General features: G+C 71.3%; 27 protein-coding genes. 9 read left to right on the top strand and 18 right to left on the bottom strand.

Features of this window, described 5'->3' with window-relative positions:
- The first annotated feature begins 47 nt into the window (after positions 1 to 47).
- A complete protein-coding gene (locus F1721_RS12995; protein WP_150066878.1) occupies positions 48 to 791 on the top strand; it encodes an SDR family oxidoreductase in 744 nt (247 codons plus the stop codon).
- On the opposite strand, the gene F1721_RS12990 is transcribed toward F1721_RS12995, so the two are convergent.
- From F1721_RS12990 to selD, 4 genes are all read right to left on the bottom strand, one after another.
- Positions 788 to 1,912, bottom strand: coding sequence for an MsnO8 family LLM class oxidoreductase (locus F1721_RS12990; RefSeq protein WP_150066877.1), 1,125 nt, complete (start codon positions 1,910 to 1,912; stop codon positions 788 to 790). The two genes, F1721_RS12995 and F1721_RS12990, sit on opposite strands and share 4 nt — an antisense overlap.
- A 25-nt stretch (positions 1,913 to 1,937) precedes the next feature.
- Positions 1,938 to 3,305, bottom strand: coding sequence for an NtaA/DmoA family FMN-dependent monooxygenase (locus F1721_RS12985; RefSeq protein ID WP_150066876.1), 1,368 nt, complete (start codon positions 3,303 to 3,305; stop codon positions 1,938 to 1,940).
- Positions 3,302 to 4,462 carry an LLM class flavin-dependent oxidoreductase gene (locus F1721_RS12980; RefSeq protein ID WP_150066875.1) on the bottom strand — a complete coding sequence of 387 codons (1,161 nt, stop codon included), beginning with the start codon at positions 4,460 to 4,462 and terminating at the stop codon, positions 3,302 to 3,304. The genes F1721_RS12985 and F1721_RS12980 overlap by 4 nt, the downstream gene beginning before the upstream one ends.
- Positions 4,463 to 4,695: 233 nt before the next feature.
- A complete protein-coding gene (selD, locus tag F1721_RS12975; RefSeq protein ID WP_150066979.1) occupies positions 4,696 to 5,697 on the bottom strand; it encodes a selenide, water dikinase SelD in 1,002 nt (333 codons plus the stop codon).
- 61 nt (positions 5,698 to 5,758) lie between these two features.
- On the opposite strand from selD, the gene F1721_RS12970 reads away from it, so the two are divergent.
- A complete protein-coding gene (locus F1721_RS12970; protein WP_150066874.1) occupies positions 5,759 to 6,547 on the top strand; it encodes an alpha/beta fold hydrolase in 789 nt (262 codons plus the stop codon).
- Here F1721_RS12970 and F1721_RS12965 read toward each other — a convergent pair.
- Together F1721_RS12965 and F1721_RS12960 are read right to left on the bottom strand one after the other, a co-directional pair.
- Positions 6,544 to 7,530, bottom strand: a complete 987-nt coding sequence (locus tag F1721_RS12965; RefSeq protein WP_150066873.1) for a sigma-70 family RNA polymerase sigma factor — start codon at positions 7,528 to 7,530, stop codon at positions 6,544 to 6,546. The genes F1721_RS12970 and F1721_RS12965 overlap by 4 nt on opposite strands.
- Positions 7,531 to 7,624: 94 nt before the next feature.
- Positions 7,625 to 8,548, bottom strand: coding sequence for a siderophore-interacting protein (locus tag F1721_RS12960; protein WP_150066872.1), 924 nt, complete (start codon positions 8,546 to 8,548; stop codon positions 7,625 to 7,627).
- Positions 8,549 to 8,610: 62 nt separating this feature from the next.
- Here F1721_RS12960 and F1721_RS12955 point away from each other — a divergent pair, with 62 nt between their 5' ends.
- Positions 8,611 to 9,615, top strand: coding sequence for an ABC transporter substrate-binding protein (locus F1721_RS12955; RefSeq protein ID WP_150066871.1), 1,005 nt, complete (start codon positions 8,611 to 8,613; stop codon positions 9,613 to 9,615).
- 67 nt (positions 9,616 to 9,682) lie between these two features.
- On the opposite strand, the gene tatA is transcribed toward F1721_RS12955, so the two are convergent.
- Positions 9,683 to 9,886: a Sec-independent protein translocase subunit TatA gene (gene tatA / locus F1721_RS12950; RefSeq protein ID WP_150066870.1), complete on the bottom strand. Its 204-nt coding sequence runs from the start codon at positions 9,884 to 9,886 to the stop codon at positions 9,683 to 9,685.
- A 241-nt stretch (positions 9,887 to 10,127) separates the two neighbouring features.
- Between tatA and F1721_RS12945 the strand changes: the two genes are divergently transcribed.
- The 5 genes from F1721_RS12945 to F1721_RS12925 all read left to right on the top strand — a co-directional run bounded on the left by F1721_RS12945 (position 10,128) and on the right by F1721_RS12925 (position 16,849).
- On the top strand, positions 10,128 to 11,600 hold the full coding sequence (locus tag F1721_RS12945) for an LCP family protein (RefSeq protein WP_246154754.1): 1,473 nt from the start codon (positions 10,128 to 10,130) through the stop codon (positions 11,598 to 11,600).
- 124 nt (positions 11,601 to 11,724) lie between these two features.
- Positions 11,725 to 12,714, top strand: coding sequence for a Bug family tripartite tricarboxylate transporter substrate binding protein (locus F1721_RS12940; RefSeq protein WP_150066978.1), 990 nt, complete (start codon positions 11,725 to 11,727; stop codon positions 12,712 to 12,714).
- A complete protein-coding gene (locus F1721_RS12935; RefSeq protein ID WP_150066868.1) occupies positions 12,711 to 13,226 on the top strand; it encodes a tripartite tricarboxylate transporter TctB family protein in 516 nt (171 codons plus the stop codon). The genes F1721_RS12940 and F1721_RS12935 overlap by 4 nt, the downstream gene beginning before the upstream one ends.
- 3 nt (positions 13,227 to 13,229) lie before the next feature.
- Positions 13,230 to 14,738, top strand: coding sequence for a tripartite tricarboxylate transporter permease (locus F1721_RS12930; protein ID WP_150066867.1), 1,509 nt, complete (start codon positions 13,230 to 13,232; stop codon positions 14,736 to 14,738).
- Between the two features lie 185 nt (positions 14,739 to 14,923).
- Entirely contained in the window at positions 14,924 to 16,849 is a 1,926-nt protein-coding gene (locus F1721_RS12925; RefSeq protein WP_170301468.1) for an NB-ARC domain-containing protein, read from the top strand.
- On the opposite strand, the gene F1721_RS12920 is transcribed toward F1721_RS12925, so the two are convergent.
- Positions 16,843 to 18,591, bottom strand: a complete 1,749-nt coding sequence (locus tag F1721_RS12920) for a hypothetical protein (RefSeq protein ID WP_150066865.1) — start codon at positions 18,589 to 18,591, stop codon at positions 16,843 to 16,845. The genes F1721_RS12925 and F1721_RS12920 overlap by 7 nt on opposite strands.
- 83 nt (positions 18,592 to 18,674) lie before the next feature.
- On the opposite strand from F1721_RS12920, the gene F1721_RS12915 reads away from it, so the two are divergent.
- Complete coding sequence (locus tag F1721_RS12915) at positions 18,675 to 19,118, top strand: hypothetical protein (RefSeq protein ID WP_150066864.1); 444 nt, start codon at positions 18,675 to 18,677, stop codon at positions 19,116 to 19,118.
- Here F1721_RS12915 and F1721_RS12910 read toward each other — a convergent pair whose 3' ends face one another.
- The 10 genes from F1721_RS12910 to F1721_RS12870 form a co-directional block, all read right to left on the bottom strand.
- On the bottom strand, positions 19,119 to 19,910 hold the full coding sequence (locus F1721_RS12910; RefSeq protein WP_150066863.1) for an alpha/beta fold hydrolase: 792 nt from the start codon (positions 19,908 to 19,910) through the stop codon (positions 19,119 to 19,121).
- Between the two features lie 70 nt (positions 19,911 to 19,980).
- Positions 19,981 to 20,196, bottom strand: a complete 216-nt coding sequence (locus F1721_RS12905; RefSeq protein ID WP_150066862.1) for a DUF2277 domain-containing protein — start codon at positions 20,194 to 20,196, stop codon at positions 19,981 to 19,983.
- Positions 20,197 to 20,293: 97 nt separating this feature from the next.
- Positions 20,294 to 21,877 carry a BCCT family transporter gene (locus F1721_RS12900; protein ID WP_150066861.1) on the bottom strand — a complete coding sequence of 528 codons (1,584 nt, stop codon included), beginning with the start codon at positions 21,875 to 21,877 and terminating at the stop codon, positions 20,294 to 20,296.
- A gap of 73 nt (positions 21,878 to 21,950) precedes the next feature.
- Positions 21,951 to 22,655, bottom strand: coding sequence for an alpha/beta fold hydrolase (locus tag F1721_RS12895; RefSeq protein ID WP_211840448.1), 705 nt, complete (start codon positions 22,653 to 22,655; stop codon positions 21,951 to 21,953).
- Positions 22,656 to 22,675: 20 nt separating this feature from the next.
- Positions 22,676 to 22,993: an enoyl-CoA hydratase-related protein gene (locus F1721_RS12890; RefSeq protein ID WP_150066860.1), complete on the bottom strand. Its 318-nt coding sequence runs from the start codon at positions 22,991 to 22,993 to the stop codon at positions 22,676 to 22,678.
- Positions 22,984 to 23,745 carry an SDR family NAD(P)-dependent oxidoreductase gene (locus F1721_RS12885; protein ID WP_150066859.1) on the bottom strand — a complete coding sequence of 254 codons (762 nt, stop codon included), beginning with the start codon at positions 23,743 to 23,745 and terminating at the stop codon, positions 22,984 to 22,986. The genes F1721_RS12890 and F1721_RS12885 overlap by 10 nt, the downstream gene beginning before the upstream one ends.
- Entirely contained in the window at positions 23,742 to 24,245 is a 504-nt protein-coding gene (locus tag F1721_RS34415; protein WP_170301467.1) for a metal-sulfur cluster assembly factor, read from the bottom strand. The genes F1721_RS12885 and F1721_RS34415 overlap by 4 nt, the downstream gene beginning before the upstream one ends.
- Positions 24,242 to 25,240, bottom strand: coding sequence for a hypothetical protein (locus F1721_RS34410; protein WP_170301466.1), 999 nt, complete (start codon positions 25,238 to 25,240; stop codon positions 24,242 to 24,244). Before F1721_RS34410 ends, F1721_RS34415 begins: the two co-directional genes overlap by 4 nt.
- Positions 25,240 to 26,154 carry a Phenylacetic acid catabolic protein gene (locus tag F1721_RS12875; protein ID WP_150066857.1) on the bottom strand — a complete coding sequence of 305 codons (915 nt, stop codon included), beginning with the start codon at positions 26,152 to 26,154 and terminating at the stop codon, positions 25,240 to 25,242. The genes F1721_RS34410 and F1721_RS12875 overlap by 1 nt, the downstream gene beginning before the upstream one ends.
- Positions 26,155 to 26,178: 24 nt before the next feature.
- Entirely contained in the window at positions 26,179 to 26,448 is a 270-nt protein-coding gene (locus tag F1721_RS12870) for a hypothetical protein (RefSeq protein WP_150066856.1), read from the bottom strand.
- Positions 26,449 to 26,642: the final 194 nt, after the last annotated feature.

Below are 26,642 nucleotides of genomic sequence, written 5' to 3'. Positions count from 1 at the left end.
CTCAGGTATCAATGGGCGGGCCGTCGACATCCACAACGGGAGGGCAGATGGGCGAGATGCGAGTCGCGGTGGTGACCGGTGCGGGCTCCGGCGTGGGCCGGGAGATCGCGCGAGCGCTGCTCGACGCCGGGTACCGGGTGGCGTTGGCCGGTCGGCGCCTCGAACCGCTGCAGGAGACCGCGCAGGGCTCCCCGGCCGCGCTCGCGGTGCCCACCGACGTCGGCGACCCGGACTCGGTCGCCGCGCTGTTCGACGGCGTGCGCGACGAGTGGGGGCGGGTGGACCTGCTGGTCAACAACGCGGGCACCTTCGGGCCCGCCGGGTCCGTCGCCGAGCTGTCCAGCGCGGACTGGCAGGACGTCGTGCAGGTCAACCTCACCGGCTCGTTCCTCTGCGCCCAGCACGCCTTCCGCATCATGCGGGACCAGCGGCCGCAGGGCGGGCGGATCATCAACAACGGCTCGATCTCCGCGCACAGCCCGCGGCCGCGCAGCGTCGCCTACACCGCGACCAAGCACGCGATCACCGGCCTGACCAAGTCGATCTCGCTGGACGGCCGCCCGTACGACATCGCCTGCGGGCAGATCGACATCGGCAACGCCGCCACCGAGATGACCGCGGGCATCGCCACCGGTGCGGCCCAGGCGGACGGCACCACCCGCCCGGAACCCACCTTCGACGCCCGGCACGTCGCCGAGGCGGTGCTCTACATGGCCGGGCTGCCGCTCTCGGCGAACGTCCAGTTCCTGACCATCACGGCCACCGCGATGCCGTTCATCGGCCGCGGTTAACCCGCCTGCCACGCCTTGGCCAGCAGCTCGTAGGAGCGCACCCGGTCGGCGTGGTCGTGGGTGATCGTGGTGATCACCAGTTCGTCGGCTCCGGTGACGTCGCGCAGCGTCGCCAGGCCGCGCGCCACCACCTCCGGTGTGCCGACGAACTGCGTGTCCACCCGGTCGGCGACCAGTTCCCGCTGCTCGTCCGTCCAGCTGAACTCCGCCGCCTCCGCGGGGCTGGGGAACGGGATCGCGCCCGCCCCGGCGCGGATGCTGTGCACCCACGGAGCGTAGGGCGCGGCCAGCTCGCGGGCCGCCTCCTCGGTGTCGGCCACCACCACGTCCGCCGAGACCACCACGTACGGCCGGGTCAGCCTGGTCGAAGCGGTGAAGTCGCGTCGGTAGGCCGACACCGACTCCAGCACGGTGGACGGGCTGACGTGGTAGTTCGCCGCGAACGGCAGGCCCAGCGCGCCCGCGGTCGCCGAGCTCTCCCCGGCGCTGGAGCCCAGGACCCACACCTCCAGGTCCGCGCCCTCGGCGGGGTTGGCGTGCAGCGGTTCGCCCGCACCGTCGCGGAAGCCGCCGGTGACGTACTGGAGGATCCGGCCGACCTGGGTCCGGTAGTCCAGCTCCTCCCCGGGGCTGCCGACCAGCCGCTGGTGCTCGGCGATGCGCGCCAGCAGCCGCTCGGACTTGGCCAGGCCCTTCGGCTTGGACGGGATCAGCAGCCCGTCGACGACTTCCGACGGCGCGTCCACACCCTCGGCGAAGCGGCGCGCCAGGTCGCCGGAGCGGTTCGGAGCGGACCGGCCGAGGCCGAGGTCCACCCGGCCCGGGTGCAGCTGGGCGATGGTGCCGAACTGCTCGGCCACCACCAGCGGCGAGTGCTGTCCCAGCAGCACCGCCGCCGAACCGACCCGGATCCGGCTGGTGGCCCCGGCGATCAGCGCTATCAGCACCGCTGGCGCGGCTGAGGCCACACCCGGTGTGAGGTGGTGCTCGGCGACCCAGTAGCGCTTGTAGCCGAGCTGCTCGGTGCGCTGTGCCAGGTCGATCGTGTTGTGCAGCGCGTCGGCAGCCGTCCGCCCCGAGGGAATCGGTGCGAGGTCCAGGACCGAGAGCGGGGTGGACATCAGTGCGACCTCCGATCGAACCGGGTCATGAGGCGTTCCTGCTGCTGTGCCGCGGGTCCCGCAGCGGCGGGAGACCGAGGTTGTCGCGCAGCGTCCCGCCCGGGTACTCCGTGCGGTACACGCCGCGCTCCTGCAGCAGCGGCACCACTGTGTCGGCGAACTCGTCCAGGCCGCCCGGGGTGAGGTGCGGGACGAGGATGAACCCGTCGCAGGCGTCCTCCTGCACGAACCGGTTCATCTCCGCCGCCACGCTCGACGCGGTGCCGATGAACGACTGCCGGGCGGTCACCTCGATGATCAGCTCCCGGATGGACAGCTGCTTGGCCTCGGCCAGCTCGCGCCACTGCCGGGCGGTGGCGACCGGGTCGCGGTGCCGCCGCACGCTGGCGCGGCCCTTGGCGATGGTGTTCTCGCCCGGCACCGGGTCGAACTCCGGCAGCGGGCCGTCCGGGTCCAGGTCGCTGAGATCGCGGTTCCACAGCTGCTCCAGGAACCGGATCGCGGTCTGCCCGCTGACCTGCTGGCGCCGGATGTGCGCGGCTCGCTCGTGGGCTTCGGCGTCGGTGTCGCCGAGCACCACGGTCGTCGCCGGGAACACCAGCAGCTCGTCGCGGGACCGCCCGTGGCCCGGCAACCGGCGCTTGACGTCGGCGTAGAAGTCCTTGCCCGCCTGGAGGGTTCCGTGCCCGGTGAAGATGGCGTCGGCCGCGGAGGCGGCGAACTCCCGCCCGGCGTCGGAGTCCCCGGCCTGGAAGATCACCGGCCTCCCCTGCGGGCTGCGCGGCACGTTGAACCGCCCGGCGATGTCGAAGTGCGCGTCCCGGTGCGCGAACGAACCGGCACGCGGGTCGGTGAGGAAGGTGCCGCTCTCCTTGTCGGCGACGATCTCGTCCCCGCGCCAGGAGTCGAACAGCTCCCACGCGGTGCGCAGGAACCGCTCGGCGCGCTCGTAGCGCTGGTCCTCGGGCAGGAAGCCGCCGCGCCGGAAGTTCTCCCCGGTGAACGCGTCCCACGAGGTCACCACGTTCCACGCGGCGCGACCGCCGGAGAGGTGGTCGAGGCTGGCGAACTGCCGCGCCACCTCGTAGGGCTCGTTGAACGTCGAGTTGATCGTGCCCGCCAGCCCCAGGTGCTCGGTCACGGCGGCGAGCCCGGCCAGCACGGTGAAGGTGTCCGGGCGGCCGACCACGTCCAGGTCGTAGATCTTGCCGCCCTGCTCGCGCAGACGCAGCCCCTCGGCCAGGAACAGGAAGTCGAACTTGGCGCGCTCGGCGGTGCGGGCGAGGTGCTCGAACGAGGAGAACTCGATCTGGCTCAACGACCGCGGATCGCTCCACACCGTGGTGTTGTTGACCCCGGGGAAGTGGGCGGCGAGGTGGATCTGCTTGCTCACGGACGTCCTCCAGCTGTCGTGGCGTAACGGCTGGCGGGGCGGGGCAGACCGAGCCGCCCGCGCAGCGATCCGGTGTCGTAGGAGGTGCGGAAGAGCCCGCGCCGCTGCAGCTCCGGCACCAGGTCGCGGGTGATGGCGGTCAGGTCCTCCGGGATCGCGCCCGGCCGCAACCGGAAGCCGGAGAGCCCCGCCGCGGACCAGGTCTGCAACCTGTCGGCGAGCTCGGCGGCCGTGCCGGTGAAGACCGGAGCGTCCCATGTGGACTCAGCGCCGTCGAGCTCGTCCAGCTGCGCCTTGCGGTCCGCCGCATCGGTGCCGAGGAACACCACGATGTCGCCGAAGACGTGCAGCCGGTCCTGCTCCCGCCCGGCGGCTGCCTGCTCGGCCCGGATGCGGGATTCGACGATCTGCACCTGCTCGACGTCGTGGGGCGTGGTGAGCACGACGTCGGCGGCGCGGGCGGCGAACCGGTGCCCGGCCGCATCGGTGGCCAGCGCGGTGACCAGCGGCTGCCCCTGCGGCGGTCGGGGAGTGATGGACGGTCCCTTGACGGCGAACCACTTCCCGGCGAAGTCGATGTAGTGCAGCTTGTCGCGGTCGATGAACCGGCCGGTGGCCACGTCGCGGATCTCCGCGTCGTCCTCCCAGCTGTCCCACAACCTGCGCACCACCTCGACGTAGTCGGCGGCCTCGTCCAGCAGCTCGTCGGCGTGCACCTCCCGGCGGCCGAAGTGCGCGGCCTCGGTGCGGAGCGCGGAGACCTTCGGCTGCCAGCCAGCCCGCCCGGTGCTGATGTAGTCGAGGCTGGCGACGGCTTTGGAGATGTGGAACGGCTCGGTGTGGGTGACCACGGCGCTGGGCACCAGACCGATGCGCTCGGTCCGGGGCGCCACGCGCGCCGCGATCAGGCCCGCGTCGAGCCGCCCGCGCACCTGGTCGGTGCGGTCGTCGGGACCGTCGTCGCGGCTGGACTGCGGGCTCAGGGCGTCTTCGAAGGTGATGAGGTCGAGCAGTCCGCGCTGGGCCTCCTGGGCGAGATCGACCCAGTACCGGGCGGTGAACAGCTCGGCGGGGCGGGCCTGCGGTCGCCGCCAGGCGGCCGGGTGCCAACCGGCCCCGTCGAGCGCTACCGCGAGGTGCAGTTCGGGTGGTGCCATGTGCAGGTCGTCCTTCCTGCGGGCGTGGAGCACCGCGGACCGAATACGTCCACAGTGGAGAAAGAGGGAGGGGTGCGCGGCGTCAGGGCCGCGGACAGGCGGCGGAGATGACCCGGAGGAGATCCACGTGGTCCCTGGTGACCAGCTGCACCGGATGCGCCATGCCCTGAACGCTAGAACCGGAATCGCCGCAACGTCAACGGAACCCGACCGCTGCCCACCATGTGGGCGCCTCAGCGCAGCGCGATCACCGCGTCGGCCGCGGGCAGGACGTGGCCGATCACCGGCGCGCCGGGAACTTCGCCGACCACCAGCAGGCCGCCCGAGGTCTGCGCGTCGGCGAGCAGCAGCTGGTCCTCGTCAGGTGCGGCACCGGCGTCGAGGTGCGGCCGGACCCAGTCCAGGTTGCGCCGCGTGCCACCGCTGACGAAACCCGCGCGCACGGCGTCCCGCGCGCCGTCGAGGTACGGCACCGCGGCGATGTCGAGCTCGGCGGAGGTCCCCGAGGCGCGCATCATCTTGAACAGGTGCCCGAGCAACCCGAACCCGGTGACGTCGGTGGCGCACACCGCGCCCGCCCGCAGCGCCGCCGCGGCCGCGTCCCGGTTGAGCGCAGTCATCGCCTCGACGGCCTGCGGGAAGCGTTCTCCGGTGCGCTTGTGGCGGGTGTTGAGCACGCCGATGCCCAGCGGCTTGGTCAACGACAGCGGCTGCCCGGGGCGCGCGGCGTCGTTGCGCAGCAACCGGTCCGGGTCGACCAGGCCGGTCACCGCCATGCCGTACTTGGGTTCGGGGTCGTCGATGCTGTGCCCGCCGCCGAGGTGGCACCCGGCCGCCGCCGCGACCTCGCCGCCGCCCCGCAGCACCTCCGCGGCCAGCTCGAACGGCAGGACGTCGCGGGGCCAGCCGAGCAGGTTCACCGCGACGACCGGCGTGCCGCCCATCGCGTACACATCGGACAGCGCGTTGGCCGCTGCGATGCGCCCCCAGTCGCGCGCATCGTCCACCACCGGGGTGAAGAAGTCCGTGGTGACCACGATCCCGGGGCCGCCTTCCGCGCGCACCACCGCCGCGTCGTCGCCGGTGGCGACGCCGACCAGCAGCTGCGCAGCGGGCTCGGTCACGTCGGTGGGCAGCCCGCCCAGCACCGCCTCCAGCTCGCCGGGCGGGATCTTGCACGCGCACCCGCCACCGTGCGCGTACTGGGTCAGGCGAATCGGCTCCGGGCCGGTCATACCGGGCATTAGAGCACCTCTGGTCGCCCAGCACAGCGGAGGCGATCCCTAGGATGGTGGTGTGCCGTTCGTGAAAAGCGCCGACCAAGCCGAGATCTACTACGAAGCGCACGGCAGCGGGGAACCGCTGGTCCTGCTCAGCGGGCAGGCCAACACCCACCACTGGTGGGACAACGTGCGCGCCGACTTCGAGGCGGAGCACCAGGTGATCGTGCTGGACTACCTGGGCACCGGGCGGAGCGACAAGCCCGCCGACGCCGAGTACAGCGTCCGCCGCTTCGCCACCGACGTGGTCTGCGTCCTCGACGAGCTCGGCATCGCCCGCGCGCACGTGTACGGGACGTCGATGGGCGGCAAGGTCGCCCAGTGGCTGGCGATCGACTACCCGGACCACGTCGGTGCCCTGGTCCTGGGCTGCACCTCGGTCGGGGGAGTGCACGGGCTGCGGGCCGCCCCGGAGATCACCCGGGCGCTGGCGCAGCCGTCGGCGGACGCCGCCCGCGAGGTCCTGATCGACCTGATGTACAGCCCGGAATGGGTGCGCGAGAACCCGGGCCCGTACGTGACGCTCGGCGGCCCGATGCCCGGCCACGCCCGCCGCGGGCACCTGCGCGCCAGCAACGCCCACGACAGCTGGGCGGTGCTGGACCAGATCACCGCGCCGACGCTGGTGCTGCACGGCACCGACGACGCGTTCAGCCCGGTGGACAACGCCCTGATCCTCGCCAACCGCATCCCGGGCGCGGAGGTGCACTACCTGGACGGGGCCCGGCACGCCTACTTCGAGGAGAAGCGGGCGGAGGCCTCCGCCGCGGTGCTGGGTTTCCTGGCCGAGCACCCGCTCGACTAGTCGCGCCGCTCCGGGCAGGTGTCGGGCAGTCCGAAGGCCGGGAACACGCTGACGTCGAAGAAGGCGACGGTGTGCCGGACCGCGCTGCCGTCGAGCTCCAGGACCTGCAGGTGGAACGGCCGGAACACCCCGTCGGGCGCGCGCCGGTAGACGCCGAAGGCGGCCTGGCCGTTGGCCCGCGCGGGCAGCAGCCGCAGGTCGCCCGGCCCGGCGGGGCACTTGAGGTCCACCAGCCGACCGATCTGCTCGGCACCGCGCACCCAGTTGACGAACGGCGGCATCTCCCACACCGCTTCGGCGGTGAACAGCTGCACGATGGCGGAGATGTCCTTGGCCTCGAAGGCCGTCACGTAGCGGTCCAGCAGCCGCTGCTGCTCGTCGGTCAGCGGAGCGGGCGTGTCGTCCGGCGAGGGCTTGACCTCGGCGAGCTGTGCCCGGGCGCGCTGCAGCATGCTGTTGACCGCCGCCGTGCTGGTGCCGATGGCCTCGGCGACCTCGGCGGCCTTCCACCTGAGCACGTCGCGCAGCACCAGCACCGCGCGCTGCCGGGCGGGCAGGTGCTGGAGGGCGGCGATGAACGCCAACCGGGTGCTCTCCCGCGCGCTGACGATGGCGGCCGGGTCGGTCGGGTCGTCCACCAGGGCGGCGTCCGGGATCGGCTCCAGCCAGGGGATCTCGGACCGCTCCACCAGCTCGTCGCCGGGGATCTCGCTGGGCCCGCCGAGCCCGGTCGGCAGCGGGCGGCGCTTGCGGTTCTCCAGCGCGGTCAGGCAGGCCGTCGTGGCGATCTTGTACAGCCAGGTGCGCAGCGACGAGCGGCCCTCGAACCGGTCGTAGGCGCGCCAGGCGCGCAGGTAGGTCTCCTGCACCAGGTCCTCGGCGTCGTGGAGCGAGCCGAGCATCCGGTAGCAGTGAGCCAGCAGCTCGCGCCGGTACGGATCGGCCGCGGTGGCGAAGTCCTCGACGACCATGGTGGGGCCCATGGCGTCCCCCTTTCGGCTGCTCCTGTTGCGACTCTAGACCGGCGGAGTCGCTGGAACAGTAGTGGGGAGCACCGACAGGAGCGGCCGGATCGGGTCAGCTGCGGCCCTCGCGCCAGTAGCCCATGAAGGCCACCGACTGCTTCGGGATGCCGTAGTCGGCGACCAGCATGCGGCGCAACCGCTTGATCACCCCCGCCTCACCGGCCAGCCACCCGTAGAGGCGGCTCGGCGCGGTGTCCTGCGCGGGCACGTCCCACAGCGTCTCGGTGTCCACGTCGATGTCGTCGAGCTCGGCGGCACCGGAGGCCGACCGCGGGTGGAGCTCGGCGAGCGCGCTGGCCACACCTTCCTCCAGCAGCTTGCCGTGCGGCGCGCCCGCGCAGCGGGAGAACCACCGCACCTCGACCCCGGAGGGCACCTGCCAGTCCTGGCGGTCCAGCTCCTCGGGCACCTCGAGGCAGACCACGCCGCGGGCGCACGGCGGCAGGCTCTCGACGATCGCGGCGACCGCGGGCACCGCGGTCTCGTCACCGGCCAGCACCAGGTGGCTGGCCGATTCCGGCGGGGCCCACTCGCAGCCCCACGGGCGCCCGCGGCCGGGGCGGTCCGGGCCGAGCAGCCCGATCTGCTGGCCGGGGCGCGCGGCCGCGGCCCAGGTGGACGCGGGGCCGCCGTGCCCGTCGGCGACCCCGTGCAGCACGAAGTCGACGTCGAGCTCGGCGTCGTCCGGGCGGAAGGCGCGGACGGTGTAGGTGCGCAGCGTCGGGCGTATCTCGTCGGGCTGCGCCAGCCACCGCTGGTACCAGTCGGCGCCCTCCGGGAAGTCCGCGATGGTGCGACCGGGTTGCGGCAGCACGAGCTTGATCCGCTGGTCGTCCCCACCGGCGCCGAAGCCGCGCAGGCATTCCGCGGTGAAGGTGATGCGGACGAAGCTGGGCCCGAGCCGCTGCACCCGCGCCACCTCGACGGGGAACAGCCGGTAGTCCGGCCGGTGCTCGACGGTCTGCGTACCTGCCATCCGTGAACCTCCCGAGATCAGGTGCTAGGTTAGCCTAGCCTTACAGATTTGGGGAGGTTGGTGTGCGTCACAAGATCCGAGCCGCAGCCGCGTCGTTGGCGGCCGTGGGAGTGCTGGCGGGGTGCGGCTCGCCCGCGCCGGAAGGCGGGGGGGAGGGCGGTTGGTCCTACACCGATGATCGCGGGATCACGGTGACCACCGACCACCGCCCCGAGCGGATCGTCGCGCAGGTCTCGGCGGCCGGCGCGCTCAAGGACTTCGGCGTGCCGATCGCCGGGACGTTCGGCCCGCTGGTGCGCGACGACGGTTCCACCGAGCCGGAGGCGGGCAGCATCGACCCGGCGCAGGTCACCGACGTCACCGGCCCCGGCTACGGCGAGGTGAACCTGGAGCGCTTGACCTCCCTGCAGCCCGACCTGGTGGTCAGCGGCAAGTACGCGGAGTTCCCCGGCCTGTGGCACCTGGTGCAGGACCAGGAGGACGCGGTCAAGCGGATCGTGCCGACGGTCGGGGTGCAGCAGTCCGGCATCTCGCTGCCCGAGGCGATCGGCAAGTACAAGGAGCTGGCCCGCGCGCTCGGCGCCGATGTCGAGTCCACGAAGGTGAAGGCCGACGAGGAGGCGTTCAACGCCGCCGCGCAGCGGCTGCGCGACATCGGGGCCCGGATGCGCGCCGAGGGCAAGTCGATCCTGGCCGTGGGCGGCACCAAGGAGGAGTACTTCGTGGTGGTGCCCGCGCGCAATCCCGACCTGGACTACTACGTCAAGGAGCTCGGCCTGCCGATCACCACGCCGAAGAACCCCGACCTCGCCGGTGGCGGCTACTTCGAGCGGCTGTCCTGGGAGAACGCCAACGCCTACCCGGGCGACATCCTGCTGTGGGATGCCCGGTCGGCGTCGATGAAGCCGGAGCAGATGAAGCAGAACCCGGTCTTCGCCGCGCACCCGGCCGCCGCCGCGGACCGCTTCGCCGAGTGGGACGCGGTCGCCCCGATGAGCTACGCCAGCTACGCGAAGATCATGAACAAGCTCGCCGACCAGCTGGAGGCGGGCCTGGCCAGGGCCTGATCGGCCCGGAACACCGAGGAGCTCCCCCGTCGACCCGGTCGGCGGGGGAGCTCCTCGGTTCGAGCGGTCAGCTCTTCTGCGGCTTGTCGTCGTTGTCGACGGCGTGCTGCTTGGCCGCTTCCTCGTCGGCCTTCATGCCGCGCGCCTCGGCCTTGAGGACGCGGGCGGACTGGCCGAGCGAGCGGGCCATCTGGGGCAGCTTCGCCGAGCCGAACAACAGCACGACCGCGGCGAGCACGATCAGCCAGTGCCAGGCACTGAGCGAACCCATGGCAGTAACTCCTCGCTGTTCGGCCACCTGGTCCCGAGGTCAGGCGGCCTGCGGATGCGCTATCCGGAGTCTACCCATCAGGGTGGTCCGCGGTCGTCGGCCGCCCGGCGAACGTGATCGACTTCCGCGCCGCGGGGGCGAGTAGGCTCGGCGACGGCCGTCCGCGTGGCCCGACTGGGTGAGGTGAGGAGATCCGGTGATCGGTGGTGCCCGACCTGGTTCCGACCGCGACGATCACACGGTGCCCATCGCCCGGGTGCGCCCGGCGCGAGGTCGGCGCGGGTGGCGGACCGGGGCCCGCATCGCCGTCGCGCTGGCCTCGACCGCGGTGTTCGCGTTCAGCGGCTACCTGTGGTCCACGTTCGGCCGGTTGCAGGGCGGGATGGCGACCAGCGACGTGACCTCGGGGGCGGGGCCGGACGGCGCGGTGGACATCCTGCTGGTCGGGTTGGACGGCCGCACCGACGCGCAGGGCAACGCGCTGCCGGAGGAGATGCTGCGCGAGCTGCGCACCGGGGACAGCGGGTCCAGCCTGACCGACACGCTGATCCTGCTGCACATCCCGGAGGACCGCTCCCGCGCGGTCGCCTACTCGCTGCCGCGCGACTCCTACGTGTCGATCCCGGACGGCCACGGCCAGCACAAGATCAACTCCGCGTACGGGCGGGGCAAGGCCACCGCGCGCGCCGAACTGCAGTCCGAGGGCGTGTCCGACCCCGCCGAGCTGGAGCGCCGGTCCAACGACGCGGGTCGCAAGCTGCTGGTGCGCACCGTCGAGCAGCTCACCGGCGTCAACGTCGACCACTACGCCGAGGTCAACCTGCTCGGCTTCTACCAGCTCACCCAGGCGATCGGCGGCGTCGAGGTGTGCCTGAACAACGCGGTGGACGACCCCTTCTCCGGGGCGCGCTTCCCGGCCGGGCACCAGGTGATCTCCGGCGGGGACGCGCTGGCCTTCGTCCGGCAGCGGCACGGTCTGCCACGCGGCGACCTGGACCGGGTGCAGCGGCAGCAGGCTTTCATGGCCGGGCTGGCGCGCTCAATGCTGTCCACCGGGACCCTGACCAACCCGGCGAAGCTGAACCGGATGTTCGACTCGGTGCAGCAGTCCGTGGTGCTCGACGAGGGCCTGGACGTGCTCGCCTTCGCCGGGCAGCTGCAGGGCCTGGCCGGGGGCAACATCACCTTCGACACCATCCCGGTCGAGGACCCCGAGTACGACACCCCGCACGACGGGATGGCCGTCAAGGTCAACCCGCGCAAGGTGCAGCTGATGATCCAGCGGGTCAACGAAGGCCTGCCCGCCGAACAGCCGCGGCCCGACAGCCTGAACACCAGCGTGGTGGACGTGCTCAACGGCACCGGCATCACCGGCCTGGCCTCGCGCGTGCAGGACGAGCTGAACTCCGAGGGAATCCCGGTCGGCAACGTCGGCAACGGCCCCGAAACCGCCACCTCGCACGTGCTCTTCACGCCCGGCAACGACGAGGCGGCCCGCTTCGTCGCCGAACACCTCGGCGGGCTGCCCGTCGAACCCGATCCCGCGCTCAGCGGTGGGCGCATCAGGGTCGTGCTGGGCGACGACTACGACGGGCCGGGCGCACAGCACTTCGCCGCCGCCCCGCGGCTCCAGCTCGACGGGCTCGTCCGGCAGTCGCCCGAGCAGCCGAGCGGTGGCACGATCACCGCCGACGGGATCCCCTGCGTGAACTGACCGGCACCCGGTTACAGAACTTCCGCAACTTTCGATAGCCCCGAAACCGAGACGGTTCGCGTCGCGCGGGGGATGATCACCCACCACCCGGTCAGTGCGAGATCGGGATCACAGTGAGGTGATGATGCGCAAGCTGAAAGTGGCGCTGGCGGTGCTGGGCGCAGCACTGCTGGTGTTAGTGGTGCCACCCCTGGCGGGTTCGGGGCGGGACGAAGCCGCGGGGTCCCAGATCCGCGGTCTGCGGGTCATGGTGCCCAACACCCCCGGCGGTGGCTACGACATCACCGCGCGGACCGCGGTGAAGGCCATCGAGGACACCGGGCTGAACGGGCCGACCGAGGTCTTCAACCTGCCCGGTGCGGGTGGCACGGTCGGGCTGGGCCGGTTGGTCAACGAGGCGGGCAACGGCGCGCTGGTGATGTCCATGGGCCTGGGCGTGGTGGGGTCGGTCTACACCAACCACTCGCCGGTGTCGCTGCAGGACACCACGCCGATCGCGAAGCTCACCGAGGAAGCCGACGTGATCGTGGTGGCCAAGGGCTCGCCGTACCGGACCATCGGCGAGCTGATCGAGGCGTGGAAGGCCAACCCGGGCGCGGTCCCGGTGGGCGGCGGTTCTTCGCCGGGCGGCCCGGACCACCTGGCCCCGATGCTGACCGCGCGGGCGATCGGCCTGCCCGCCAAGGACGTCAACTACGTACCCTTCGACGGCGGCGGTGAGCTGATGGCCTCGGTGCTGGGCAGCAAGGTCGCCTTCGGCGTGTCCGGGATCGGCGAGACCCGCGACCAGATCGCCGCGGGCGAGCTGCGGGCGCTGGCGGTGACCAGCCCCGAGCGGGTGCCGGGCATCGACGCCCCGACCCTGCAGGAGTCCGGGGTGGACGTCAGCTTCACCAACTGGCGCGGCATCGTCGCCCCGCCGGACATCAGCGACAACGAGCGGAAGAAGCTGATCTCGCTGTTCACCAAGCTGCACGACAGCGAGCAGTGGCGCGAGGCGATGCGGCTCAACGGCTGGTCGGACGCCTTCCAGACCGGTGACGCGTTCGGCACCTTCCTGAAGGCGGAGAACGACCGGGTGGCGTCGGTGCTCAAGGAATTGGGGGCCGCATGAGTTCCGCTGCGGACGAACGCCGGAGCTGGTGGAAGTCGCACTCCGAGCTGGGGCTGTGCGCCCTGCTGCTCGCGGTCGGCGTGCTGGTTCTGGTGGACGCGATCAACATCCCGACCGACTTCGCGCAGCGCGGCCCGGTGGGCCCCAAGGCGGTGCCGGTCGTGGTCGGCGCGCTGCTGGTGGTCGTCGCCGTGCTGCTGGCCCGCGACGTGCTGCGCGGCGGCCGCGGTGAGGCCGAGGGCGGCGAGGACGTCGACCTGGACGCGCCGACCGACTGGCGCACCCTGCTGCTGCTGTCCGGGTTCTTCCTGCTGAACGCGGCGCTGATCAACGTGATCGGGTTCCCGGCGTCGGCGGCGATCCTGTTCTGGGGCGCGGCCTACTCGCTGGGCAGCCGGAACTTCGTGCGGGACCCGCTGATCGCCGCGGTCATCTCGGTGCTGACCTGGCTGGCGTTCAACAACCTGCTCGGCGTCCCGCTGCCCGGTGGCCCGCTGATGGAGGTGCTGTAACCGATGGACCTGTCCAACCTCCTGGCGGGCTTCAGCACCGCGCTGACCCCGGAGCACCTGCTGTTCGCCGCGATCGGCGTGCTGCTCGGCACCGCCGTGGGCGTGCTGCCGGGCATCGGCCCGGCGATGGCGGTGGCGCTGCTGCTGCCGGTCACCTACGCGCTGGACCCCACCGGTGCGTTCATCATGTTCGCCGGGATCTACTTCGGCGGCATGTTCGGCGGCTCGACCACCTCGATCCTGCTCAACACCCCGGGTGAGAGCGCGGCGGTGGTGGTGGCCATCGAGGGCAACAAGATGGCCAAGGCGGGCCGCGGCTCGCAGGCGCTGGCCGCGGCGGCGATCGGCCACTTCATCGGCGGCCTGATCGGCCTGGTCCTGCTGGTGCTGCTGGCACCGGTGATCGCGGGCTACGCGGTGAACATCGGCGCCCCGGACTACTTCGCGTTCATGGTGCTGGCCTTCGCCGCGACCGCGACCGTGCTGGGCAGCTCGCGGATCCGCGGGTTCGCCTCGCTGCTGATCGGCCTGACCATCGGGCTGGTCGGCCTGGACCAGATGAGCGGCCAGGCCCGCCTGACGTTCGGCTCGCTGCAGCTGGCCGACGGCATCGACGTGGTGGTCGTGGCGGTCGGGCTGTTCGCCGTCGGCGAGTCGCTGTGGGTCGCCGCGCACCTGCGGCACACCCAGGACAAGCCGCTGTCGGTCGGCCGTCCCTGGCTGGGCCGGGCAGACCTGCGGCGCACCTGGAAGCCGTGGCTGCGCGGGCCGCTGATCGGGTTCCCGTTCGGCGCGATCCCGGCCGGTGGCGCGGAGATGCCGACGTTCCTGTCCTACACGGTCGAGAAGCAGCTGTCCCGCAAGACCGGTGACTGGGGCAAGGGCGCCATCGAGGGCGTCGCCGGACCGGAGGCGACCGCCACGGCGAGCGCGGCGGGCACGATGGTCACCATGCTCACCCTGGGCCTGCCGACCACCTCGGTGGCCGCGGTGATGCTGGCGGCGTTCCAGCAGTACGGCATCCAGCCCGGGCCGCTGCTGTTCCAGCGCGAGGCGGACCTGGTGTGGGCGCTGATCGCGAGCATGTTCGTGGGCTTGGCGCTGCTGCTGGTCATCAACCTGCCGATGGCCCCGGTGTGGGCGAAGCTGCTGCAGATCCCGCGCCCGTACCTGTACGCCGGGATCCTGTTCTTCGCCAGCGTCGGCGCGTACGCGGTCGGTGGTGAGGCGCTGGACTTGGTGCTGCTGTTCATCATCGGTGTGATCGGCTTCGCGATGCGCCGCTACGGGCTGCCGGTGCTGCCGGCCATCGTCGGCGTCATCCTCGGCCCGGCCGCGGAGCTGCAGATGCGCCGAGCGCTGCAGATCAGCGACGGTTCGCTGACCGGCCTGGTGAACTCGCCGCTGGCGATCGCGGTCTACGTGATCATCGCCCTGCTGCTGACCTGGCCGCTGTGGAACAAGCTCGTCCGCGCGAAGAAGCAGAACGAGCCGGACCGGGTCGACGCCTGATCGACCCTCCCCAGGAGGCGGCTGCGGTTCCACACCGCGGCCGCCTCTTGCGCTGTCCGGGATGCACGCAGCGTGCGCTAACGTGGACTGCGCGCGATCTTTCCGACGTTCTGGAATTGGGGGAGTGGGGCCAGGTGCAGGCGCGAGCGGAGCGGTTCATGGATCGGCGCGAGAACCTCGGCAGGATGAGGGATCAGCTGCGCCGCTGCCGGAGCGGGGGACACGTCTGCAAGATGCACGTGACCGGCATGCCCGGGGTGGGGACGTCGAGCATGGTCCGCGAATTCGCCGAGCTGGAGCGGGACTCCTTCAGCGGGCAGCCGATCTGGCTCTACGGTCAGCAAGTCGGCGGTGAGCCGGTCCCGGACACCTCGCTGATGCGGCAGGCCCTGCTCGGGCTCGGCGTCCCGGAGACCGAGCTGCCCGCCACGCGGGAGGGGCTCAAAGCCGCGTACGACCAGCGCATGAGCGACGCCCGCCGACTGGTCGTGATCGACGATGCGGTGCGTGCCGACCTGGTGGCGGACCTGGTGCCGGGAAGTTCCCCGGAGTCGGCGGTCGTGGTGATCACGCACGTGCTGTCCCGCTCGCTGGTGGCGGACGGGTTCGAGCCCTACTCGGTGGAGAAGCTGCCGGACGGCGAGGCGTTGGAGCTGTTCATCCACGACCTCCGCCAGACGGCGACGGAGATCGACCGGGCCGTGATCGAGGCGCTCGCCGATCAGTGCTGCGGCATCCCGCTGCTGATCAAGATCGTGGCGGCGCAGCTGGTCGGACGAGCGGCGGTTGCCGAACCCCTGCTCGGCAAGTTGCGGAAGTCGAGTTCAGCACTGCTGGAATTCGACGACCAGGCTCGCATCCCCGCGTTCCTCCAGGTGACCTACGACGAGATTTCCCGAGAGCTGCAGCGGGTTTACCGGAGGTGCGCCCTGATCCCGGGTTCGTCCTTCACCGCGGACGCTGCGGCTGTCGTGCTCGGTGTGGACGAGCACGATGCCGTGCTGCTCCTGCACAATCTGGTTGACCGGAACCTGCTGATCGAGGCCGGGAACCGCTTCGAGTTCCACGACCTCGTCCGGATCGACGCGCAGGAGAAGGCCAACGCCGAAGACGGCGCCGAGCTGTGCCGCGAGCTGAAGGCGGAGCTCGTGACGTGGTTCGTGGACCAGGCCAATCCGCGGGACCGGGCGGTGTCCGACCGGTGGCGCGCCGGTCCGCTGTTCGACGGGCTCGCTGAACCCGAGCTCGTGGTGACGCGGGAGCAGGCGCTGGACTGGTTCGCCGCGGAGCTGACCAACCTGGTCGCGTGCGTGCGGGAAGCGCCTGCGCTGGGGCAGGGCGATGCCGCCGTCCGGCTCGTGATCATGCTCTTCAAGTACCTGCACTACCACCACCACTACGACATCTGGCTCGAGCTGCACGACATCGCGCTGGAGGTCGCCACCGACCCGGCTGCCCGCATGCAGCTGCACCAGCAGCGCGGGGCGGCCCGCCTCGCCGTCGGCGACCTGGAGCGGGCGGGGGAGGACTTCGCGGAGTTCAGCCGCATCGCGCACGAGATCGGCGACAAGCACGGCCAGCAGAGCTCGTACGAGTGGAACGGCAAGCTCAAGGCCAAGCGCGGCGACCTGCGGGGCGCGCTGCAGGATTACGCCCTTTCCTGGGAAGTGGTCGAGTCGGCCACTGGCGAGGAGATCGAACCGGCGCAGCAGGACCGCATGTTCGCCCTGCTGAGCCTGCAGCGAGCGAGGGCGTTCGAGAAGCTCGGCGATCGGGAGCGGGCCGAGCAGCACGTCGACCGAGCGCTGGAGTACTTCCGGGAGGGGACGAAGGAGCCCGACAACCGGGCGAAGTGCTTGCACGTCAGGGGGAAGGTCCGCGGTGGTGCGGACGGGCGTGCGGATCTGGCGGCGGCCGCGGACCTGTTCCGGGGCGAAGGCGCGGTGAAGCTGCTGGCCGATGTCCTGGTCGACCTCGGCGGTGCGGCGGTCGAGGGCGGGGACGTCGGCACCGCGACCGAGGCGTACCGGGAAGCGCTGGCGCTGTACGAGAAGCTCGGCGATACCAGGGCTGAAGAGGTGCGGGGCGAGCTCGACGAGCTCGGTCACTGATCGCGCTTCGCGATCACGACGGTGGATCGGCGCGCCCCCACCGCCAGGTCGAACCGAGCTGGGAGCGCCGACCAGTCCCGCCGGGCCCGGGACCACGCGTGGACGGCTGACGCCGCGGCCACGGCATCCGTCGTGGTCGCCGACAGCTGGTGCCCTTCGCGGTCCAGCATCCAGCACTGGCCGCCGAGGCGGGCCGCGGCGAGTCGACAAGCCGGGAAAGAGGTCAGCAGCTGGGCGAGCACCTCACCGACGTCGTCGGCCGCATCCACCTCGCGCACGACGACTGCGGCGGAATTGCGCGTGTCGCGCTGCGGGTGCGTGCTGGCCACCACGAGGAACCGGTCCGGGGAAGCGGGTTTGCGACCGCGTCGGAGGTGCACATCGGCTGGCCATCGGGTCAGCCGGACCTCGTCGCCGTGCCAGTCCCCGTCGAACCACCAGGCGCGGACGGTGTCCCGCTCAGGCACGAGCGTGCGGGCCGGGTACACCGGGACCAGCGCTGAGCCGGTCGGTTCCGGCAGGTCCATGAGCCGGTAGCAGAGCTTCCGGAGGTGCTGCGCCGAGTCGTCGGGGACCGAGCTCGTGAGCCGTTCGACCTCGCCGAACCGGTCCGGGTCGTGCCGCCGGATCGCTTCGCGGAGCTGGTCGGCGAGCCCGCGGTGCACGTCCAGGCGCGGCGCGGCCGAGCCCACCGCGGCCACCGCGGAACCAGCGGCGACCTCCTCCTCGGGGAACGAGGCCAGCAACGTGGGTTTTCGGAGTGCAGCTGAGTAGCCGGTCACGGCGCCGTGATCGCCGATGGTCACGTCCGCGGCGATGATCGTCTGCTGCCAGCCCTCGGCTGGCGGGATCAGCCGGAGCCCGGACCGCAGCGATGCGCCGAGCCAGTATCGCAGCTGCCAGGGGCCATGGGCGTACCAGGTGTTCGGGTGCAGGACGGCGGCGACGACGTGATCGTCCGGCAGTTCCGCGAGCAATTCACCGATCAGCTCGGGGTGGCGGCCGATCAGCGACTTGTCGCCCCACGTCGACGAGACCGCGACCACCGTGGAGCTCGCGTCGGCACCCAGCGCCCGGCGGTACTCGGCCCGTTCCGGGAGGCTTGCGCGCAAGCGGTCGAAGCAGGGATCACCGGCCACGACAGCAGCGGGCACCGCCTGCGGGGTCGTCGCGGCGAGCCGCCCGAGCTGTTCGTCGTGCGAGAGCACGACAGCCGTCGGGACGACGGAACCGTCCCGGAGCAGCCACTCCGGCGACAAGCCGTAGACGGAGCGATTCGCTGATTCGCTGATTCGCTGATTCGCTGATTCGCTGATTCGCTGATTCGCTGATTCGCTGATTCGCTGATTCGCTGATTCGCTGATTCGCTGATTCGCGTGCTTAGTATATCCCATTCCGTGCGAAAGTGTGATCAGCGGGGCGTTGATTTCGTGCAGATCCCCGCTGTTGTGCACGGAGATGGCCAGGTCGAACTCGGTGTCGACCGCCTGCGACCAGTCGATGCGGATCGCACCGCGCTCGTGCAGGACGTGCTCCACGTCGGAGTCGATGGCGGACGCTCCGGGGAACGTGAACACCAGCTGCACGCGGTGGTCGGAGTCGAAGACGGGAAGGATGTCGGCGAGCCGGTTCCACGCGGTCAGCGTGTGGACGACCACCAGCGCAGTCCGCAGCGGGTGCACTGTGGACCACCGCGGGCCGTCGGGGCCGATGGGCACCTTGACCCAGGGTGAAGCCGACACGCAATTTCTCCTGTGGGGACGTTTCCGCCCCGATTCTACCGTTCGGATCCGGCGCGGTGGCCCTGGCGGTAACGTGTCCGGGCATGGGGTCAACACCTGGCTACGTCACGGTCCTGGTCGCGCTCATCAGTTCGCTCGGTGCGCTGGCGGGCGTCTGGTTGACCGCTGCCCGGACCGACAAGCGATCCGCGCAGGAACGTGACGATCGGCGTTTCGAGAAGGCGAAGGAGCTGCAGGAGGAGCGGTTCGCCAAGTTCCTGGTGCCTGCTCGCAGGTTGACCTCCGCGCTCGATTCCCCGGGGTCGGTCCTGGAGCCGCTGCGCGAAGCGGCGGCGCACATCGAGCTCCACGAGCCGGACCTGGCCGACGGCCCGGTGCGAGCGGTCCTGGACGCGGCCGATCGCCTGCTGCTGGTGCGGCGGCGGAACAGTGCGGGCAGTCAGGTGGTCGTGGAGGCGGAGACCGAGTACCGCGATGCGGTGGCGGCCGTGCGCGGCTCGATGAAGGAGCGCTTGGACGCGGCCTGATCAGTCCGCGCCCGCCAGTGCGGTGCGGAGGGCGGTGGTGACGGCTTCCGGGTTGTCGACGTTCATCAGGTGGCCGGAGTTCGGGATCTCCAGGTAGGTCGCGCGGGGGAGGCCTTCGAGGAGGATGTCGGCGGCCTTGCGCGGGCAGATCGCGTCGTGCTCGGCACCGATCACGGTCACCGGGCACTCGATCGCGGCGAGCGCGGGTGTCAGCGGGTTGTCGCGGATCCCGGCCATCGCGGTGAGGGCGTTCGCGTAGCCCGCGCCATCACCGATCGTCGATGCCCGGTACGCGACCAGCTCGTCGACGTCCACTGTGGAGTCGTAGGTCATCGCCCGGGTGTCCTCGCGCAGGGATTCCAGCAGGGCTGGGCGGTCCGCGGCCTGCTCGGCGCGCTGGAGGTTGATCTCGGCCGCCCGTCGGCCCACCACGGAGGAGGTGCCGAGCACCACGGCTCCGGTGACCAGGTCGGGGCGCTGCGCGGCGGCGGAGAGCACCACGGTGCCGCCCAGCGAGAACCCGACGCACACCGCGGGCCCGGAGACCTCGGCGAGGAACGCCAGCAGGTCGTCGCGCAGCTGCTCCAAGGTGCCGTCGGCAGCGCCGAGGGCCGTCGCGCCGTGGCCGCGCACGTCGTAGGCGTAGGTGCGGTGGTCGGTGAACGCCTCCTGCTGGCGCTGCCAGCTGCGGTGGTCCTGGGCCAGACCGTGCACGAACACCACGGCCGGACCCGAGCCGTTCGCGCAGTAGTGCGTGCGGATGCCGTTCAGCGCGGCCGTCGCGGTCTGCAAGCTCGATCAACCTCCCAGCGTCGGATTGCCGAGCTCGATTCTGCGGCCCGCGATCACGCCGGTCCAGAGATCAGCGGTTCTGGCCGCGGACCTGCAGCGAGGCGAGCAGCTTCGCGGTGGCCTGCTCGATCTCGTCCACGGCCTGCTCGAACGCCGCGGCGTTGTGCGCGGCGGGCTGCCGGAACCCGGAGATCTTGCGGACGTACTGCAACGCCGCCGCGCGGACGTCACCCTCGGTGACCTCCTCGGCGTAGGGCGGGCGGAGGGTCTTGATGCTGCGGCACATGGGGCACTTCCTGGGCAGGTTTCCCGAGGGGCGTCTCGGTCATGCTAGCGGCAGTTCACCACGCGCGTGTGCGACCAGCCGTCTCGGCGGTGCGCCGTCAGGTGCGTCCGGGTGGCGGTCCCGGCTCGCCTTCGTCGTGCTCGTCGACGAGGACTTGGTCGTCGCTGCGCAGGTCCTTGACCAGGGAGGCGCACATCAGGACCATGACCAGCGCGAACGGGACCGAGGCGAGGAAGGTCAGGTTCTGGATGCCCTCCAGGGCGTGGTCCTCGCCGGAGATGAGCATGATCGCGGCGACGGATCCGGTGGCCACGCCCCAGAACACGATCACCCACTTCCGCGGCGAGATCGTGCCGCGCTGGGAGAACTTGCCCATCACGAGCGACGCGGAGTCGGCGCCGGTGATGAAGAAGATCGCCACCAGCGCGATGATCAGCACCGTGGTGACCGCGGGGATCGGAAGCGCTCGGACGACGGTGAAGATCTGCACCTCCTCGCCGCCGGAACCGGCCACGTCGACGGCGCCGCCGCGCTGCAGGTCGATGGCGGTGCCGCCGAAGATCGCGAACCAGACCGTGCTGACCGCGCCGGGCACCAGGAGCACCCCGCCGACGAACTGCCGGATGCTGCGACCCCGGCTGATCCGGGCCAGGAACGTGCCGACGAACGGCGCCCACGAGATCCACCACGCCCAGTAGAAGATGGTCCAGTGCGAGAGCCACTCGTCGAGGGCCTCGCTCCCGGTGGCCCCGGTGCGCGCTGCCATCTCCGCGAAGTCGCTGACGTAGTTGCCGACGGAGGTCGGGAGCAGGCTCAGGATGAACACCGTCGGTCCGGTGATCAGCACGAACACCGCCAGCACCGCGGCGAGGACCACGTTGATCCCGGACAGCCACTGGATTCCCCGGGCGACACCGGAGACCGCGGAGGCCACGAAGCAGACCGTCAGGACAGCGATGATCAGCACCAGCACCGGTGTGCCGACGGCGTCGATCCACCCCGCGCTGCGCATCCCGCTGCTGATCTGCAGCGTGCCGATGCCCAGCGAGGCCGCCGAACCGAACAGCGTCGCGAACAGCGCGAGGACGTCGATGACCTTTCCCAGCGGCTTGACCGCGCGCCGCCGCCCCAGCAGGGGAGCGAACGCGGAGCTGATCAGCTGGCGCCTGCCCCGGCGGAAGGCGCCGTAGGCGATCGTCAGGCCGACCACCGCGTAGATCGCCCACGGGTGCAGCGTCCAGTGGAACAGCGTGGTCGCGAACGACGTCCGCACGGCGGCGGGGCTCAGCGGCGCGACCGTTTCCGGCGGGGGCTGCACGTAGTGCGCCAGCGGTTCGGCCACGCCGAAGAACATCAGACCGATGCCCATGCCCGCGATGAACATCATCGCGATCCACGACGGCGTGCGGAACTCCGGCCGTTCGCCGTCACCGCCCAGCGGGATCGTCCCGTAGCGGCTCAGCGCGAGCCAGCCGACGAAGACCACGAACCCGGTCGCGGCCAGCGAGAACCCCCAGCCGATGTCGTCCACCGCCCAGCGCAGCCCGGCCTCGGCGAACGCGCCGAGGGTCGTGGGCGAGGCGATGCCCCAGCCGAGGAAGAACAGGACCAGCAGCGCGGTGGTGCCGAAGATGACGCGATCGGTCGACGCTCGGGCAGGACCCGCCGGTTGCTCCGCCATGGCCGCGCACCTCACAATCCCCGAGCTCGACCGGAGGATGCCACGACAGTTCGCGCGCTGCTGGCCGTGCAGCTCAGGGCCCGTTCCGGGGCCGGGCGTCCGCCACCGGTGCGGTCCAGCCCGCGGTCTCCCGCAGCAGATTGTCGACCAGGAGGCCTGGGTCGAGCTGCATGATGTTGTGGGACGTCGGCAGTTCGACCGTTTGCCAGCCGGGATCCGCGCGCAGCCGGTCGTAGACCGCTCCGAAGGGGCTTCCCCGCCAGCGTGACAGGTAGATGTAGCAGCGGTGCAGGTCGTCGTCCCGGCCGGAAAGCCGCAGCTCCTGCATGAACGATCCGAGCGGGTGGGGGACCGCGCGGGGGTCGAGCCCGGGTGGCGGGTCCACCAGCAGGCCGGTGCGCCGGGACCCGGCCACGAACATCGCGCGGAACCGATCGCTGGTGAGGCTCCAGCAGGAATCACCCGATTCCGGGACGTAGGCGTCGATGTAGACCGCGCCGACCAGCCGTTCCGGGCAGCTGTCCACCACACCGCGCACGATCATCCCGGCGTAGCTGTGCCCGCACAGCACCACGTCGTCGAGGTCGTGTGAGGCGAGGTGGCGCACCACGTCGTCGATGTGGGTCCGCAGGTTCGCGGATTCGCCGGGCGACTGCGGGTCCAGCCCGGTCGGGGTCACCGCGTGCGCGACGTGACCGCGTTGCGCCAGGTCGGCGCACACGTCCTCGTACACCCAGCCGCCGTGCCAACCGCCGGGAACGAACACGTACGTGCCCATGCACCACCCATCCGTGACTGCTAGTGCGCGCCGGTGCCGAATGCGCCTTCCCCGGGCCGCGGTCCACGAACGACTGTAAACCGCGCCGGGTTGGCCGAGGTGCGCGCCATCTGCTCGATGTCGGCACCGGCCGAGAACGCCGCGCCCGCGCCGCGGATGACGACTGCGCGCACGTCCTCGTCCGCCGCGACCTGCCGGGCGACGTCGAACAACCGGTCCTGCAGGGCGAAATCCATCGCGTTCACCGGTGGCCGGTCCAGGGTGATGATGCCGGTGGACCCCGCGACGTCGAGCGCGATGCCCGACACGACCTCGCCGGGGGTGTGGTTCAGGACCATCGCAACCCGCCGTTGATCTCCAGGACGTGCCCGTTGACGTAGGAGCTCTCCGGGGCGGCGAGGAACGCGGCCGCTTCGGTCACCTCGGCCGTGTCCCCGAGCCGTCCCAGCGCGATCCGGTCCCGGTAGCGCTGCCACAGCCGCTCGTCGGCCTCGACCTTCTTCCCCATGCCGGTGTTGATGAAGCCGGGTGCGATCGCGTTGACCGAGATGCCCTTCGGGCCCAGCTCGATCGCCGCTGCCCGGGTGAGCATCTCGACGCCCGCCTTGGTCGCGCAGTAACCGGCCGCGCCCACCGCCGTCCTGCTGCCCATCAGCGAGGACACCGTGATGATCCGGCCGCGACCGGATTCGAGCAGGTACGGCAGCGATTCCCTGATGGTGAGGAAGACCCCGGTCAGGTTCGTGCCCACCATGGCGTTCCAGTCCGCCAGGCTCAGCCGGGCGAGCTTCGCGTCCCGGCTGATCCCCGCGTTCGCGACGACCACGTCGAGCCGACCGGTCCGCTCGTGGGCGAACCGCATCAGGTCCCGGACCGACGCCTCGTCGGACACGTCGGCGCGGTGGTAGTGCGCCCGTTCGGGGAACCGGTCCAGCACGGTCCGGACGTCGTGGGTGTCCCGCGAGGCGCAGACGACGGTCGCGCCAGCGGCGAGGAACCGCTCGGCGATGCCGAGCCCGAGCCCGGTGGTGCCACCGGTGACCACCGCCGTCGTGCCCTGCAACGAGCGAGGGGGTGCGCCGGTGCTCATGATCTCGCTCCCAGAGCTGATCGGAGGCCGCGGTCGGCAGCGCACGCACCCGCGCCGAACTGGTCGAAGGCCGAGCCGCAGGTCGTGCAGCTGAACGGTCGCTTGCAGACGCTGCCGCCGAAGTCGGCCGCGCGGTTGACGGCTGCCGAATCGCAGTAGGGGCAACGGATCTCGCCCTCGTCATCGGGAAGGGCGTACCCGGCCGCGCGGAGGTCTTCCGCGCCGCTCGCTGTGATCGAGGTGGCGGTCCACGCCCCGGGCCGCCAGTCGAACTCCAGCCGGACACCGGGGGCCACCGCGGTGGCGGCCTCGGTGATCCGCCGCTCCATCACCGATCGGCCAGGGCATCCGGTCCTGGTGGGGAAGAGCACGACGCGGAGGACGTGCTGGGACAGCGCGATGCTGCGGAGCACGCCGAGGTCGACGAGGCTGATGTCGATCTCGGGGTCGGACACCGCGCGGACGGCCCGCCAAACCCGCTCGACGGGGACGTTGCTCACAGGATCACCCCCGGGTCGTAGGTGCGTCGGACGGCGTTCATCTCGGTGATGACCTCCTCGATGCCCGCTGACCACGACCGCTGCCGAGGCCGCGGCGAGGACGGCCAGGCCGCCAGCCACGAGTCCGGGACCCCGGCCCGGACCAGGCGGTCGGCGAACTCCGCCTGGACGTCCGGATCGGTGTCCAGCGGAGGCACCCCGAGCAGATCGCCTGCTACGTCGAGGATCTGCTGGAAATCGGATCGGAGGTCGTCCCGGATCTCCTCGTCGGCCAGCAGCGCGGCGAAAGCGCGCCCCCAGTGCGCTGAATGCGCTTCCTGCTCCACCGCCAGCTGCCGCAGTTCCTGGCCGTCCACGTGCGACCGGTTCATCGCGAGCTCCAGCGCCAGCGCCAGGAGCAGACCCCGGACGACCGCGGCGGACCAGGACCGGCTGCCGCGGAACCAGATCCCGCTGGGCAGCCACCGGTCGGGGCTGCGCTCGAAGAAGTACTCGTCCACCCCGGTCGGCGCCGCCCCGCTGAGTTCGGCGAGCACGCTCGCGTGGGCCAGGCACTCCTGGGCGATCGAGCCTTCCGCCAGCGAGGTCTCCAGCTCGACGAAGTCGTACAGCCGCCCGGCGAGCAGGTGGGAGCACAGGAACAGGTCCTCGGCCAGGCTCGACCACGCGGCCCGGGTCTCGCGGGGTGCCGAGGGCGACGCGGCCTGGTCGCGCGGCATTTCCCGCCTGCGCATCGGGAATGCGGGCTGGCGGTGCGGCATCCGGGTCCGGGCGGTCAGCCGCGGCTGGTCGGTCTTGTCGGCGGCGACGATGTCCGCCCGGCTCACCACCCACAGGTCGGCGAGGTCGTCCCGACGGCCGCAGGTCTCCTTCGCCAGCTGCCAGGCCAGTGCGGCGTCCGGGGCGGTCACCGAGCCGACGTTGGTGATCGCCTGGTCGGTCGTGGTCCGGGTGAAGACCTCGAACACCTGCCGCTCGCCGAGTCGTCGTGGCATCAGGCCGCCCGCTTCCACGCTCGTCGAGCAGCCGAGTTCCGCTCCAGCACCCGCCGGGCGTGGGCGAGCCGGTCCGCCGAAGCCGGGCCGCCGTTGCGGACCACCTCCTTCACCTCGGCCCAGTCCGGCTCCGCGTACTCCCAGCTGCCGTCGGGGCGTTCGCGGACCAGGTCCCGGTCGAAGTCCACGCCGAGCTTCCGCACGGCGGGAACGATCCGCGCGAGCCACTGCTGGCGGACGGCGTCGTTGCTGTCCGGTTTCAGCCCGCACTGCCACATGGGGTTCGCGTGCACGGTGTCCGAGTCCTCGGGCCCGAGGAAGGCGAGCACCCGGGGGAGCCAGGTGTGGAAGCTGCGCCGCACGGCGGCGATCTGCGCGGCGCTGCCGAAGCGCATGACCTCCCGCACGATGTCCGCCGAGTGCTGGTAGTGGAAGGACTCCTCGCGGGCGATCTTCTTGAGCGCCCGCGCGTAGGGCAGGTAGACGCCGCCCGCCAGCGACTTGAACTGGGCGATCGCCGCCGAGTTCATCAGCAGGCCACCGGCGCCGAAGTCCTCCCACGAGGTGAACTCGTAGTGGAAGACGTTGTGCAGGAAGCTCTTCCCGGCGAGGTAGTCGGCCAGGACCTGCTCCCAGCCCCCGCCGAGGTCGGCCGCCAGCCTGGCGACCACGTGGCCGTGGCCGATCTCGTCCTGCACCTTCGCGATGAGCATCTGCTTGCGCTGCACGCTGGGCGCGCGGTCGACCCAGGGCACGTAGATCAGGGAGCCGATCAGCTCGTTGAGCGCCTGGATCGAGGTGAACCGGAGCGCACCGGCGCGCACCTCGTCCGGCATCTCGTCGTGCAGTTCGTACTTCTGCCGCTTCGCCGGTCGCGCAGTGGTCGCGGACCCGGGCGCCGCGCGGTCGTCCATGCCGGAGGTCCTTTCCGCCAGCGCTCAGCCGTAGACGATGCGCCGGAGCTGGCGCTCGCTGAAGCGGGGCGGGGCCAGCGGTCTGGCCGCCAGTTCGCCCCGCAGGAATTCCCAGATCTTCCCGTTCTTGTAGCCGCAGTCCTGGAGCTCGCGGTGCCTGCGCCGCACGTAGTCGGCCACCGGCTCGTTGAGGTTCTCGACAATGGTGTGAATCAGCCGATTGGCGGTGGCCCGATCGGCGCCAGTCGCGAGCACGACGTAATCCTCGAGCTCGTCGAAGAAAGACTGGGACATGCGTGCAGCTTTGCGCGCTCGCGATGGCCGGGGCAAGCGAGGTTGCCCGTTTTCGGGCAAGTGCTGACCGTTTTCCGCCAGGCGCCACCCGCAAGGAGCAGCAGCCGTTGTGACGGGCGACACACTTGTTTGGCGGGCAATTCGATCTTGTGCGTAAAGTGATCTCCAGCGCGGTCACCGCAGGGATGACGTGC

It is taken from the genome of Saccharopolyspora hirsuta, assembly GCF_008630535.1.
Taxonomy (GTDB): Bacteria; Actinomycetota; Actinomycetes; order Mycobacteriales; family Pseudonocardiaceae; genus Saccharopolyspora; species Saccharopolyspora hirsuta.
The sequence above is the reverse complement of the archived record's forward strand: the minus strand, read 5'-3'. Positions and strand labels throughout refer to the sequence as shown.